Origin of the sequence: Pectobacterium nicotianae (genome assembly GCF_023272715.1) — a bacterium.
GTDB lineage: Bacteria > Pseudomonadota > Gammaproteobacteria > Enterobacterales > Enterobacteriaceae > Pectobacterium > Pectobacterium brasiliense.
Genome location: NZ_CP096821.1, coordinates 725,419 through 738,071 on the forward strand (window position 1 = coordinate 725,419; position 12,653 = coordinate 738,071).

A 12,653-nucleotide genomic window follows, 5' to 3' on the forward strand; every position below is an offset into this window, starting at 1 on the left:
CGGTTCAGGCACCGGCCAATACATTCCCCAACTGGAAGATAGGCAAATACATGCCAATCACCATCGCCCCGACCATTCCCCCGACGACCATCATCAACAACGGTTCCAGCGTTTGTGTCAGCATGTCTGCCTGCTGTTGTACCCGACCCTCATGCCATTCTGCCAGTTGTGTAAAGATCGCATCCAGCGCACCGGTTTCTTCCCCCACGCGGATCAGTTGCGGGCAGGGCGCAGGGAATAGTACGGCGTGATGCTGTGTTGCGTGGTATAGCGACGTCCCCTGATGCAACTGCGCCTGTATTTGTTGAATTGCGACTTGATAGAGCGGGTGACGGATCGTCGCGGCGGCATCCAGCCCTTCCGGGAGCGTTAAACCGGCATGCTGCGTCATGGCGAGAATATGGAAGATCTGGTTCAGCGATTTACCGCGTAATAGGCTGGATACGATAGGAAGCTTCAGCAACCATTCTTGCTCTCGGGTTTTCCACAATTGCCGTTTCTGCCTCAAGCGAGCGTATCCCACTATCAAACTGCTAAGTACCAGCACCCCAATGAATCCGTAGTCAGATATGACCTCTGCCAGATAAAGCAATTGCCGGGTAAACCACGGCAACGGCGTATCGAATGAGGAATAGAGCGACGCAAACTCGGGCAGAACCAGCGTTAACATCATCATGCTGACCAGCATGGCGATTGCTAAAACAAAGCAGGGGTAACGTAACGCTTTGATGACTTTCTGTTGCAGCCTGGACTGTTTTTCTTGCTGTTGGGCGAGCTGTAGGCAGCATGCGTCCAGCTTGCCGGTTAGCTCGCCGACGGCAATGAGGGAACGATACAGAACGGGAAAGATGTGAGGATATGCCTGTAGTGCTTCAGACAGTGAGCTTCCCTGAGCAACGTGGGTACGAACATCCCGTAGTACGCAGCGCCAGCCGGGGCGATCGTGCTGTTCCGACACCAGTTTTAATGCTTCCAGCAGTGGTAATCCGGCTTGTAGCAGGGCAGCAAGCTGTTTGATTAACTCGCCTAGCTGTTCACGTTTCCAGTAGCGTAGCGACAGGTAATGGCTGGCTTTTACGAGAAGCGGTTGGTAACCCTGTGCAATCAGGCTGGCATAGGCGTGCTGGCGATGTGTGCTAATGAGTTCTCCATCGATAAATTCGCCCTCGGACGTGATGGCCTGCCAGTGATATAAGCGCTGTAGCCTCATTTCGCCTCCTGATTCATTGACCGCTCATCGCCCACCACACGGTAGACTTCAGCAAGTGAGGTCAGGCCGTCGTTGACCAACTCAAGCCCTGCAGTCAGTAACGTTGGAAAACCGGCATGGCGAGAGAGTGCAGATAATTCCCCTGTGCTGGCGTTGCCCGCTAGCGCTGCCTGAAAATCTGGCGTGATAGGCAACAATTCATAGAGCGCGACGCGACCATAGTAGCCAGAAAAACAGTGGCTACAGCCGCGGGCTTGCCAATGTTGCAGTGGCCCTTGCCATACGTCATTGGGTAGTGAAAGTAGCGGTTCTTCTGGGATTTTACAGTGCGGGCATAACCGACGAACAAGGCGTTGGGCAATGATGAGTTTTAGCGCCGCAGCTAACAGGTAACCGGGGATGCCCAGATGGCTGAGGCGAGTTAACGTTTCTACGGCAGAGTTGGTATGCAGCGTGGACATGACCAGATGGCCGGTTTGTGCGGCTTTTACCGCAATTTCTGCGGTTTCAGCGTCACGGATTTCACCGATCATAATGACGTCTGGATCCTGTCGCAGCAGCGCTCGTAAAATTCGGCCGAAGCCCAGTTCGGCTTTGGGATTGATTGCCGTTTGGTTTATGCCCTGCAAGGGGATTTCGACAGGATCTTCCACGCTACAGATATTGCGGCTGCACTCGTTTAGCCAACGTATCGCGCTGTAAAGCGTGACGGTTTTTCCACTACCTGTCGGGCCAGTGACTAACAGCATTCCCTGTGAGGCGCTTAGTACGCTAATCACCTGCTGTAACGCCTTTGCGCTGAGCCCGAGTTTATCCAGTGCTAGCTCCTGCTGGTGCGTTTGCAGAATACGCAGTACGACTTTTTCGCCTTGTTGTACGGGCAGCGTAGCGATGCGTAATGAGTAGGCTTGTTGATCCAGCGTCAGGCTGAATTGGCCGTCCTGCGGCAGTCGCCGTTCGGCGATGTTCAACTTACCCATGATTTTCAGCCGCGCGGTAATACGGTTTGTCAGTTCGGGCGGCGGTGCGGATATGGCCTGTAGCACGCCGTCAATGCGTAGGCGTACGCGATAGCTGTCCAGTAATGGCTCAAAGTGGATATCAGAGGCGCGCCGCTGAACAGCGAGACGTAGTGTTTGATGGATAAATTGTGCAACAGGGGAGTCATCGTCATGATCCTGCAGCCCGGTGCTGTTGTTATGAATATTGTTATGAGTGTTGGCATAAGTGCCTGCATGGTAGGTTTCTGCGGGCTCGGCAACGGCGTTCACCGGGTTAAGCTGCTGTTCCATTCTGGTTTGTGGCCACTGTTCCACCATAATGCGGCGATTGCTGGCGAAACGCAGCGCGGCAATCATCTCCGCAGAAGGGGAGGCCGTGACGGCGACCGACAGCGTTTGTTCATCGAGACTGAGCAACAATGCCTGATAACGTCGGCACAGCGTCTGTAACTCGCTGAGCGTATGCTCGGAGGAGAAGGAGGAGTCTGTCATGATTAGCCTGCTGTATTATCGAAACGGAAAACGTCCTGACAGGCAGATTGCAGGCTCTCTGCGTTGTCATCCGTGGCACAGCTTTTCGTCCAGCGTGAAGCGCCGATTTCGGTATCCCACGTTGGCGTCAGAATAACGCGCAGCCCTTGCAGAGTAGATTGGCCAGTCAGCGTAATCACGCCTTGAGCGACGCTAACGGCGCTGACATAGCGTGAAGATTTGCTACCCGGAATGCCCTGACTACCTGCATTGCAGGCCGTAAACGCGGCATTTTCCAGACCACAGAGATCGACCGGTGTTTTATAAGACACCATCGTCTGCAGCATGTCTGTTAGCGCTGCTTTTTGCAGATAGCCTTGATAAGCCGGTACGCCAATAGCGCTGAGGATGGCGACGATCGCAATAACGATCATCAGCTCAATCAGCGTAAATCCTTGTTGTGTTGTCATGTTGATTTCCCTGTTGTTGCTCATAAATTAAAGGCTTTGGTGCAGAAATTCATACGGATGGCGGCAGCATAGAAAAGGGAGCGAAGGCTGACGAGCAGGGAAATGTGAAACAGGAAAGCGCCACGACATGTTTTGAGCGGACTTGCAGAGGATTGAAAATTTTTTGCGAGCAGAGACGCAATTTTTCACGCTGTCGGGACAGGAAGTCCGCGCGGGATTTGTCGTTTGTGTTGTTACGGTGGTGTGCGGGAGGATGAGATGTCGAGAGGTGAACGAGGTGCGAAATAGCACCTCGCCGATAGAAATAGAAGAGCGGTTAGATGAAGCGCATGGATAAATCCAGTGCCTGTACGTGCTTGGTTAACGCCCCCACTGAGATATAGTCCACGCCCGTTTCGGCGTAGCCACGCAGCGTGTCGAGGGTGACATTACCGGATATCTCCAGCAGCGCGCGGCCTTGCGTCGTGTTAACGGCTTCCCGGATGTTATCCAGACTGAAATTATCCAGCATGATGATATCGGCACCCGCTTCCAGCGCTTGCTGTAATTCGTCCAGTGATTCGACCTCAACCTCTACCGGAACATCGCTGCGCAGAGACTGTGCTTTTTCTACCGCATTTTTGATTGAACCCGCGGCGATGATATGGTTTTCCTTGATCAGGAAAGCATCGGATAGTCCAAGTCGATGGTTGTCTCCGCCACCGCATGATACGGCGTATTTCAGCGCGGTTCTCAGCCCAGGCAGCGTCTTGCGCGTATCCAGCAGTCGAGTACGCGTTCCCTGTAACACGGCAACATAGCGGCTGACTTCAGTGGCGACACCGGACAGCGTTTGCAGGAAATTCAGCGCAGTGCGTTCACCTGTCAGGAGCTGTTTGGCTGGGCCTGTGATGTCACACAGCGTTTGGTTGGGCGTGATAGCGTCGCCATCGGCAACGTGCCAGACGATCGTTGTCGTGTTGCCTAATTGAGAAAAGACTTCCTCAAGCCAGCGCGTGCCGCAGAATATACCTGCTTCACGCGTGATAATGCGTGCGCTGACGGTCTCGTTGTCGGGGAGCAGAAGCGCGGTAATGTCTTGATTAGCATCGACGATGCCACCTAAATCTTCACGCAAGGCCAGTTGCACGCTGGCGGGGATATCTTGTGCAATACGAGCGAGCAAGGCTTGTTGACGTTGTTCCTGACTGTAGCGACGCGTTGACATGACAAAACTCCGAAGGGGGATTCGGAGGTCTATGCTACCTTGTTTATATCAGGACATCCAGAATGAATACTTATTAAAATTCAATCTGTTACTGTCATTAGTCTTCCGGCGAACATCCGTGGTCGCCGGAAAGCGGAAGCGATTTTAGAAGTTATAACCGACGACCAGGTAGTAGCCCCAGCCGGTAGATTTCACTTCAAACGGGCCTTTGCCGAAATTGAGTTCTGCGCCATCAGCCCATTGGCCGCCGTTGTGGAAATAACGCGCGACGAAAGAGTAGTGCCAGTGGTCGTAGCCCAGCGCCAGAATATGGCTGGAGGCAATGGAATTGTTGGTGCGGCTTGAGTTCGATTTATCACGCAGTTCTGAGCCAAAATCGAAATTGGTGAAGCTGATATACGAGACGTTGCCGCCCAGCATCGAACCCAGTGGGTAAGAGTATTTCACTTTTACACGGTAGCCGTCCCACTCGTTTTCGTTAGCTGCGCCGTAGTTCTGCCATTGGTATTTGGCATAGCCGTTCACTGACAGAGACAGGTCGGTGCCGGTATCAATATCGGTACCTAAGCCCATGTACCAGGTGCTCTGGCGTGAACCGCTGTTGCGACCCTGATCGTAAATAACATTATTGGCGATGTACCACTCTTTAAACGGACCGAAGCTCAGATCAGCGCCCGTCAGTTTATCAATGGAGAAGCGTGGTTCGATCTCGACAAACAGCGGAGAGCCTTTGTCCCAAATGCCACGGCTGTCGGGATCGCCACCAAAAAACTTAGGCGCATCGGCGTAGCCGTAGAAATCGAACCAGTCTTTGCGCGCAAAGGCTTCGTATTCCAGGTAAGTCGTGCTGTTCAGTTGCGGCCCGAAGCGCGTGTGGGCGCTACCGACGACGTTAATGCTCTGGTGCCACCAGTCGGACAGGTATTCGGCTTTATTGCTGTCGGCAAGAGCAGGCATTGAGCATGACAGTGCGAGTAAAGCGCCTGCGGCGAAAGTTTTTTTCATGTTAAGTACCATAGTGTTAGACGTTATTTACGTCGTACGTAAGACCGCAAAATAAGTTTTGGTAATATCTAAAAAAATCAGAAGATAATTTTGTCATGCATTTTAAGTAAAAATAGACGCAATGCACGAAAACGATTGCCTTTTATTGTGCTATTACATTTGTAGTGTGATTTTAATCACATAATGGTGTTAGGAATTTCACCTTACTAAAAAAGGTATCGGGATTGCGTTCAGGCAGGAAAGCGACGGGAATATCACAAAACAAACGGTAAAACCTATTGATACCCAGTTGAATAGATAGCATGGCGTGAAACATGGTATCTTGGATACAAGGACTTTTGGCTACAATGGTTTTTACACCTGACATTATTTTTATATCTGACGTTGTTTTTACTCCTGAAATTGAGTTTTCGCCTGATTCAGCCGGCAAACGATACGATGCGAGGTTATCGCCGATGCTTTTGGAAAATGGCTGGTTATCCGACATTACACACACGCCTTCACCGCATTATGATGGCCGCCCGAATGATGAGGTGCCTTCCCTACTGGTGATCCACAATATTAGTCTGCCGCCTGGCGAGTTTGGCGGTCCGTATATTGATCAACTGTTTACGGCGACGTTGGATCCCACTGCGCATCCTTATTTCGCCGATATTTCCCATTTACGCGTCGCGGCACACTGCCTGATTCGCCGCGATGGGCAAATCACCCAGTATGTGCCTTTCGATCAGCGAGCCTGGCATGCCGGTGTTTCGGTGTTTGAAGGTCGGGAACGCTGTAATGATTTCTCTATTGGCATTGAGCTGGAAGGGACGGATACGCTGCCTTTTACCGCGCAGCAGTATCACTCGCTGGTTGCGATTACACGCCTGTTAATGCAGGCCTATCCTATTACGCTATCGCGAATTACCGGACACAGCGACATCGCACCGGGCCGTAAAACCGACCCCGGACCGGCATTTGACTGGGACGGCTATCATCGTCTGTTACAAGAAAACGGGACAGAGAACAAAGGGAGTCTGGATTAATGACGCTGTTTACACTGTTGCTTACGCTGGCATGGGAACGCTTGTTCAAACAGGGCGAGCACTGGCAGATCGATCATCGGCTTGAGGTCGTATTCCGGCACGTGCCGTCTCCGTCTTTATTGCAAACGCTGTTCCTGACGCTCTGCAGCATGAGCATCGTGGCGGGCTTGCTGTGGCTCACGAGCGGCATTCTGTTCGGCCTGATTTCTCTTTTGCTGTGGATTGTCATCAGCCTGATGTGCATTGGCGCAGGTGAAATCCGTCAGCACTATCGGCGCTATTTACAGGCAGCACAGCGCGGCGAGGCGGATGCCAGTCGGGAAATGGCGGCTGAACTGGCGCTGATTCATGGTCTGCCCGTTGGTACGGGAGAAGAAGAGCAACTGAAAGAGCTGCAAAATGCGCTGCTGTGGATAAATTTCCGGTTTTATTTAGCGCCGCTATTTTGGTTTATCGCTGCTGGCCCCTACGGGCCGATTGCGCTGACGGGGTATGCATTTTTACGTGCCAGACAAACCTGGCTTGCCCGCCACCACACCCCGCTGGAGCGCGCGCAGTCTGGCGTCGATAGTTTACTGCATTGGCTTGATTGGATCCCCGCACGTTTGGCGGGTGCCGCTTACGCACTGCTGGGGCACGGCGAGAAAGCGCTGCCTGCCTGGTTCGCTTCGCTGGGGGATTCTCGCAGTTCACAGTATTGGGTGTTGACTCAACTGGCTCAATTTTCTCTCGCGCGTGAATCCCACGTTGAGCCTGTGGAGACGCCCAAAGCCGCTGTGACGCTGGCGAAAAAGGTGACGCTGGTATTAGTGGTCGTCGTCGCGCTCCTGACGATATACGGTGCGCTGGTTTAATTTCCCGTTGGGCGTCCCAGCGCACTCGTTTCTCGCTTATTGCCTGTCAGCGGGCGGTTCGCCGAACACGGGCATTCCGTCACGATCCCAGGTGAAGGTTTTAATCCGCGTATGGCGATTCGGGTCATACAGCGGGTCGCCTTCGATCTCCGTGTAGTTGCGGGCGTGGTAAACCAGAACGTCTTCGCCCGCTTCTGTTTGCGTAAAGCTATTATGGCCTGGCCCAAACTGCCGGTTTGCTCGGCTGGTGGTAAAGACCGGCTGCTGCGATTTATGCCAGCTTGTCGGGTTCAACAGATCGCTGTCTGCATTCGCCCACAGTAAGCCGATACAGTAATTTTCATCGGTGGCGCTGGCGGAATAGGTGATGAAGAGGCGTTCGCCGTGCTTAATGACAGCGGGCCCTTCGTTGACTTTAAAACCAATCACTTCCCACGGTAGCTCCGGCTTGCTCAACATGACCGGCGTGCCTTTCAGCGTCCACGGATTTTCCATTTCCGCCAGATACAGATTCGAATTACCTGAAATAGCGGGGTCTTTTTGCGCCCACAGATAGTAGCGTTTGCCTTTATTTTCAAAGTGGGTGGCATCCAGCGAGAAGGTATCGAATTGCGTATAAATTCGGCCTCTTTCAACCCAGTTGCCTTTTAGCGGGTCGCTGTCCGCACATTCCAGCGCAAACATGCGGTGTTGGAATAAGCCGTCTTTGATGTCTTCCGTCGGCGCAGCGGCGAAATAGACATACCACTTGCCATGAATCACGTGCAGTTCCGGTGCCCAAATCAGCGCACTTAAAGGGCCACGTTCATGCTTGCGCCAGATTGTTACCGGGGTCGCGTGGGCAAGCGCCTCCAGCGAACTGGCCCGGCGAATTTCGAGCCGATTGTATTCCGGTACTGAGGCAATAAAATAATATAGTCCATCCGTGTGGCGAAGAATGAAAGGGTCAGCCCGTTGTTCAATCAGTGGGTTAGGCCATTGATGTGGGTTCATCATTCTTTCCTCCTCTTTTGACGTTGAGTGATTGACTGTCGCGGCTTTCGCTCAGTTCCCGATAGTTATTACGGCGTTTTTCCAGATCGATTTGTATTTGCTGCATGAGCTGGCGATCGACCTTCAGCAAACGCACAACGCCTGCGGTAATCAAATAGCCTACGCCCGGAATAAGGGTGAACAACATGATGATGCCGTTCATGGCTTCTGCATTTTGCTGTGGAGCATTGGCATCATAACCATAGTAGGACAGCAGGAAGCCGACCATCGCCCCCGCAATCGCCAGCCCGACCTTCAGGAAGAACAGATTGCCTGAGAAGCTGATCCCAGTGATTCGCTTGCCGGTTTTCCACTCGCCATAGTCATCCACATCGGCCATCAGCGACCAGTGAAGCGGGGACGGGATCTGGTGCAGGACGTTGAGCAGGAAGTACATCACCAGAATAAAGCTGGTCAGGTGAGGGTTGAAGAAATAGAAGGCGCTGGAGAAGATCGCTAGCGCGATGTTGACCCAGAAAAACACTTTCAGCTTGCAGAAACGGTCGGTCAGGGGTTTCGCCAATGCGCTGCCGAACATCATGCCGACCACGCCGAGGCTGATAAACAGGCTGGCGAATGAGGCGGACTTTCCCATCACCCACGTGACGTAGTACATCGTGGCGGCCATGCGGATAAATCCGGGACAGACGTTGCACAGGGTTAACAGCAGAATGCGCGGCCATTGGTCGTTTTTCCAGACGTCTCGCAGGTCCGCTTTCAGCGCATCGTTGGTGGGGATGGCGGGTTTAATTCGCTCCTGAACGGTAGCAAAGCAAAACAGAAACATGAATAGGGCAATGATCGCCATTACGCCCATCGACATTTGGTAGCCGCGCGCTTTGTCCTCGCCGCCGAACCACTCAGCCATAGGCAGCAGCGTCGAAGAGAGGATGAGCGTGGCGATACCGACCATGATGAAGCGGTATGACTGACAAGAAACCCGCTCATGCGGATCGGCGGTGATCACGCCGCCCAGTGAGCAGTAGGGGATGTTGATGGCGGTGTACGTCAGCGACATCAGAAAATAGGTGACGAAAGCGTAGATGACTTTGCCGTTGTAGCTCCAATCTGGCGTGGTAAACATGAGGACGCTGAACAGCACGTAGGGCACGCAGACCCAAAGTAGATAAGGCCGAAAGCGACCCCAGCGGCTTTGGGTGCGATCGGCGATCGCGCCCATAATCGGGTCCGTGACGGCATCGATGACGCGAATGGAAAGTAGCAGGGTGCCGACTAAAGCAGGCGAGAGGCCATAGATATCTGTGTAGAAGTAGCTCAGAAATAGCATGATGGCTCCGCCAATCATGTTGCATCCTGCGTCACCCATTCCGTAGCCGATCTTTTCTTTAACGGACAGTGCGTTGTTCTTCATGAATACGACTCCTGTGCTTAACGTGTAAGCACGATTATTCCTCTCGATAGGGATAAAAGAGCGTATGAAATCGGTTGCAAAAATGGACAAACGGGTCGGGTGGGGCAAAGTGTGATGGACGTGGCAAATATGAAAATGGCCGACAGAGTCGGCCATGGGAAAGGATGTGGTGAACGCAGAGGCTTAGGCTTACGCCGCCTGATTTTTCTTTTTGATAAAGTAGCCCACGCCCAAAATAACCAGCCAGACCGGAATCAGCATGACGGAAATCTGAATGCCCGGCGTCAGGAACATGATGACCAGTATGCCGGCCAGAAACAGCAGACAGATATAGTTACCCAGCGGATAAAGCAGCGCTTTAAACTTGGTCACCGTACCTTCTTTGTCCTTTTGCGCACGGAACTTCAGGTGCGCCAGACTGATCATTGCCCAGTTAATCACAAGAGCCGACACGACCAGCGCCATCAGCAGCTCGAAGGCTTTACCCGGAATGAGGTAGTTGATTAGGACGCACAGCGCCGTCGCCAGCGCGGAGATACCGATAGCAACAACCGGAACGCCACGAGCATCGACAGTTTTCAGTACTTTCGGTCCGTTACCCTGCTTCGCCAGACCGAACAGCATGCGGCTGTTGCAATACACGCAGCTGTTGTAAACGGACAGCGCCGCGGTCAGTACCACGATGTTCAGCACCGTTGCTACGACGTTGCTGTTCAGTTCATGGAAGATCATGACGAACGGGCTACCGCCTTCCACAACCTTGCCCCACGGGTACAGTGACAGCAGGATAGCGAGTGAACCGATGTAGAAAATCAGGATGCGATAGATAACCTGATTGGTCGCGCGTGGAATACTTTTCTCTGGGTCATCCGCTTCTGCCGCGGTAATTCCCACCAGTTCCAGCCCGCCAAATGAGAACATGATCACCGCCATCGCCATCACCAGACCGAGCACGCCGTTCGGGAAGAACCCGCCCTGCGCCCACAAGTTGGTTACGGTCGCTTCCGGCCCGCCCGTACCGCTGAGCAGCAGCCAGCCACCGAAGACGATCATGCCAATAATCGCGACGACTTTGATGATGGCAAACCAGAATTCCATCTCACCGTAGACTTTGACGTTCGCCAGATTGATGGCGTTAATCAGCAGGAAGAAGACGGCGGCGGACACCCAGGTCGGAATGTCTGGCCACCAGTACTGGACGTAAATCCCCACGGCGCTGAGCTCGGCCATGGCGACCAGCACATACAGCACCCAGTAGTTCCATCCCGATGCAAAGCCCGCGAAATCGCCCCAGTATTTATAGGCAAAGTGGCTGAATGATCCGGCTACCGGCTCTTCAACCACCATCTCGCCCAGTTGGCGCATAATGAGAAACGCGATCAGGCCGCCAATCGCATAGCCTAACAGGACCGATGGCCCGGCCATTTTGATTGTCTGCGCAATACCAAGAAAGAGGCCAGTACCTACCGCGCCACCCAAGGCAATCAACTGAATATGACGGTTTTTCAAACCACGCTTTAGCGTGCCGTCCGTTTGTTGATTATCCATCAAATTTAACCCTCTGCCAGTGCAAGTAAAAAACACGGTGTGAACGAACACGCGTATTAGTGACTATACGTTTGTGTAATTTTATTTTTACGGATCGGTATTTCTTAAAATAAGAAAACCGCTACCGTTTGGCAGAGAATAGTGGTAAGTACGCAAGATTGCACTGATTTCTTATCGTCTGATAATTAAAAACTATCGCTACATCAAAAATTTTACCTTTCCCTGATTAAGAGCCTGATGACGAGAAAATTTAGAGAGGATTTTTCAGGGGAGAAGGGGGCTGCTACTCCTTTAGTTTTACTCCTTTTTATTATCTCTTTATCCCTGCTGTAAAATGCTGTTTACCACGATGTGAAGTTGCGGGTAACTGCGCTTCCCTTATGAGAATAAAAAACCTTATTTTTTGCATTTAAATTCACTATTTTCGTATTTAAACGGTTCAGCAATGCCTGCTTTACGTTTCAAAAAAGTTAAAATATAGACAGAGGGGATTAATGGTAATACCACAGGCGGGCTATCACTTTGCCGCATGTTTCTCGTGCATTTGTTAAAATCTGGTGGGATTGGTGATTTAGCTCAAGGTCCTTATGGACAGAAGGTGAATACTTTGTTACTTTAGCGTCACGTTTTTGAAATTGGTATTACCAATTGACTCCGCGCCATTCGCAGAGAAGAATTCACTATGGCATACAGCAAGATCCGTCAGCCCAAACTGTCAGATGTGATTGAACAGCAGCTGGAGTTTCTGATCCTTGAGGGAACCTTGCGCCCCGGCGAGAAGCTCCCACCGGAGCGCGAACTGGCAAAACAGTTCGATGTTTCCCGCCCTTCTCTGAGAGAAGCCATTCAACGCCTGGAAGCCAAAGGTCTCCTTTTGCGCCGTCAGGGTGGTGGTACCTTCGTTCAAGCCAATCTATGGCAAAGCGTCAGCGATCCGCTGGCAGAATTACTGAGCACACATCCCGAATCACAGTTCGATCTTCTGGAAACGCGTCATGCGCTGGAAGGCATTGCTGCCTACTATGCTGCGTTGCGTGGCACAGAGTCGGATCTGCAGCGTATCCGGGATTGTCATGCCGTGATTGAGAAGGCGAGGGAAGCGGGCGATCTGGACGCCGAGTCAGAAGCCGTTATGCAGTATCAGGTTGCTGTAACAGAAGCCACGCATAATGTGGTGTTGCTGCATTTGGTGCGCTGTATGGGGCCGATGCTCGAACAGAACGTGAGGCAGAATTTTGAATTGCTTTATTTGAGCCGTGAAGTGTTGGCTCAGGTTAGCATTCATCGCGCCAGCATTTTTGAGGCGATTGTTGCCCGTGAGCCGGAAAAGGCGCGCGAAGCATCACACCGTCATCTGGCGTTTATTGAGGAAGTATTGCTGGATCTTAACCGGGAACATAGTCGGCGCGAGAGATCGCTGCGTCGGCTCCAGCAACGCAGGGATTGAGCATCCGT

12 protein-coding genes are annotated in these 12,653 nt (G+C 52.3%); 3 read left to right on the forward strand and 9 right to left on the reverse strand.

The genetic code is table 11. The features are described 5' to 3' along the window. Positions 1–4: 4 nt before the first annotated feature. The 6 genes from hofC to MYB54_RS03240 form a co-directional block, all read right to left on the reverse strand. Entirely contained in the window at positions 5–1,210 is a 1,206-nt protein-coding gene (gene hofC, locus MYB54_RS03215; RefSeq protein ID WP_248721490.1) for a protein transport protein HofC, read from the reverse strand. Further along, positions 1,207–2,703, reverse strand: coding sequence for a type II secretion system protein GspE (gspE, locus tag MYB54_RS03220; protein WP_248721491.1), 1,497 nt, complete (start codon positions 2,701–2,703; stop codon positions 1,207–1,209). Before gspE ends, hofC begins: the two co-directional genes overlap by 4 nt. A 2-nt stretch (positions 2,704–2,705) precedes the next feature. Then, positions 2,706–3,152, reverse strand: a complete 447-nt coding sequence (gene ppdD / locus MYB54_RS03225; protein ID WP_014916639.1) for a prepilin peptidase-dependent pilin — start codon at positions 3,150–3,152, stop codon at positions 2,706–2,708. A 316-nt stretch (positions 3,153–3,468) separates the two neighbouring features. Next, on the reverse strand, positions 3,469–4,359 hold the full coding sequence (gene nadC / locus MYB54_RS03230; RefSeq protein ID WP_010681502.1) for a carboxylating nicotinate-nucleotide diphosphorylase: 891 nt from the start codon (positions 4,357–4,359) through the stop codon (positions 3,469–3,471). 144 nt (positions 4,360–4,503) lie between these two features. Continuing rightward, on the reverse strand, positions 4,504–5,364 hold the full coding sequence (locus MYB54_RS03235; RefSeq protein ID WP_039283422.1) for a nucleoside-specific channel-forming protein Tsx: 861 nt from the start codon (positions 5,362–5,364) through the stop codon (positions 4,504–4,506). Between the two features lie 172 nt (positions 5,365–5,536). Continuing rightward, complete coding sequence (locus MYB54_RS03240) at positions 5,537–5,851, reverse strand: hypothetical protein (protein WP_248721492.1); 315 nt, start codon at positions 5,849–5,851, stop codon at positions 5,537–5,539. Between MYB54_RS03240 and ampD the strand changes: the two genes are divergently transcribed. Together ampD and ampE are read left to right on the forward strand one after the other, a co-directional pair. Beyond that, entirely contained in the window at positions 5,820–6,392 is a 573-nt protein-coding gene (ampD, locus tag MYB54_RS03245) for a 1,6-anhydro-N-acetylmuramyl-L-alanine amidase AmpD (RefSeq protein WP_039285308.1), read from the forward strand. The genes MYB54_RS03240 and ampD overlap by 32 nt on opposite strands. Continuing rightward, positions 6,392–7,246: a beta-lactamase regulator AmpE gene (ampE, locus tag MYB54_RS03250; protein WP_010681499.1), complete on the forward strand. Its 855-nt coding sequence runs from the start codon at positions 6,392–6,394 to the stop codon at positions 7,244–7,246. The genes ampD and ampE overlap by 1 nt, the downstream gene beginning before the upstream one ends. Positions 7,247–7,282: 36 nt before the next feature. Here ampE and MYB54_RS03255 read toward each other — a convergent pair whose 3' ends face one another. The 3 genes from MYB54_RS03255 to MYB54_RS03265 form a co-directional block, all read right to left on the reverse strand. Then, positions 7,283–8,239: a glycoside hydrolase family 43 protein gene (locus tag MYB54_RS03255; RefSeq protein ID WP_248721944.1), complete on the reverse strand. Its 957-nt coding sequence runs from the start codon at positions 8,237–8,239 to the stop codon at positions 7,283–7,285. Beyond that, positions 8,217–9,650 (reverse strand): glycoside-pentoside-hexuronide (GPH):cation symporter, encoded by a 1,434-nt coding sequence (locus MYB54_RS03260; RefSeq protein ID WP_205533881.1) that lies wholly within the window; start codon positions 9,648–9,650, stop codon positions 8,217–8,219. Before MYB54_RS03260 ends, MYB54_RS03255 begins: the two co-directional genes overlap by 23 nt. Before the next feature lie 189 nt (positions 9,651–9,839). Then, a complete protein-coding gene (locus MYB54_RS03265; protein ID WP_014916632.1) occupies positions 9,840–11,198 on the reverse strand; it encodes an amino acid permease in 1,359 nt (452 codons plus the stop codon). A gap of 682 nt (positions 11,199–11,880) precedes the next feature. Here MYB54_RS03265 and pdhR point away from each other — a divergent pair. Next, positions 11,881–12,645 (forward strand): pyruvate dehydrogenase complex transcriptional repressor PdhR, encoded by a 765-nt coding sequence (gene pdhR / locus MYB54_RS03270; RefSeq protein WP_010306328.1) that lies wholly within the window; start codon positions 11,881–11,883, stop codon positions 12,643–12,645. Positions 12,646–12,653: the final 8 nt, after the last annotated feature.

What these genes read in the sequence shown, in the direction of transcription:
- hofC (WP_248721490.1), bottom strand. Translation starts at nt 1,210, where the DNA reads ATGAGGCTACAGCGCTTATATCACTGGCAGGCCATCACGTCCGAGGGC.
- gspE (WP_248721491.1), bottom strand. Translation starts at nt 2,703, where the DNA reads ATGACAGACTCCTCCTTCTCCTCCGAGCATACGCTCAGCGAGTTACAG.
- ppdD (WP_014916639.1), bottom strand. Translation starts at nt 3,152, where the DNA reads ATGACAACACAACAAGGATTTACGCTGATTGAGCTGATGATCGTTATT.
- nadC (WP_010681502.1), bottom strand. Translation starts at nt 4,359, where the DNA reads ATGTCAACGCGTCGCTACAGTCAGGAACAACGTCAACAAGCCTTGCTC.
- MYB54_RS03235 (WP_039283422.1), bottom strand. Translation starts at nt 5,364, where the DNA reads ATGAAAAAAACTTTCGCCGCAGGCGCTTTACTCGCACTGTCATGCTCA.
- ampD (WP_039285308.1), top strand. Translation starts at nt 5,820, where the DNA reads ATGCTTTTGGAAAATGGCTGGTTATCCGACATTACACACACGCCTTCA.
- MYB54_RS03240 (WP_248721492.1), bottom strand. Translation starts at nt 5,851, where the DNA reads ATGTCGGATAACCAGCCATTTTCCAAAAGCATCGGCGATAACCTCGCA.
- ampE (WP_010681499.1), top strand. Translation starts at nt 6,392, where the DNA reads ATGACGCTGTTTACACTGTTGCTTACGCTGGCATGGGAACGCTTGTTC.
- MYB54_RS03255 (WP_248721944.1), bottom strand. Translation starts at nt 8,239, where the DNA reads ATGAACCCACATCAATGGCCTAACCCACTGATTGAACAACGGGCTGAC.
- MYB54_RS03260 (WP_205533881.1), bottom strand. Translation starts at nt 9,650, where the DNA reads ATGAAGAACAACGCACTGTCCGTTAAAGAAAAGATCGGCTACGGAATG.
- MYB54_RS03265 (WP_014916632.1), bottom strand. Translation starts at nt 11,198, where the DNA reads ATGGATAATCAACAAACGGACGGCACGCTAAAGCGTGGTTTGAAAAAC.
- pdhR (WP_010306328.1), top strand. Translation starts at nt 11,881, where the DNA reads ATGGCATACAGCAAGATCCGTCAGCCCAAACTGTCAGATGTGATTGAA.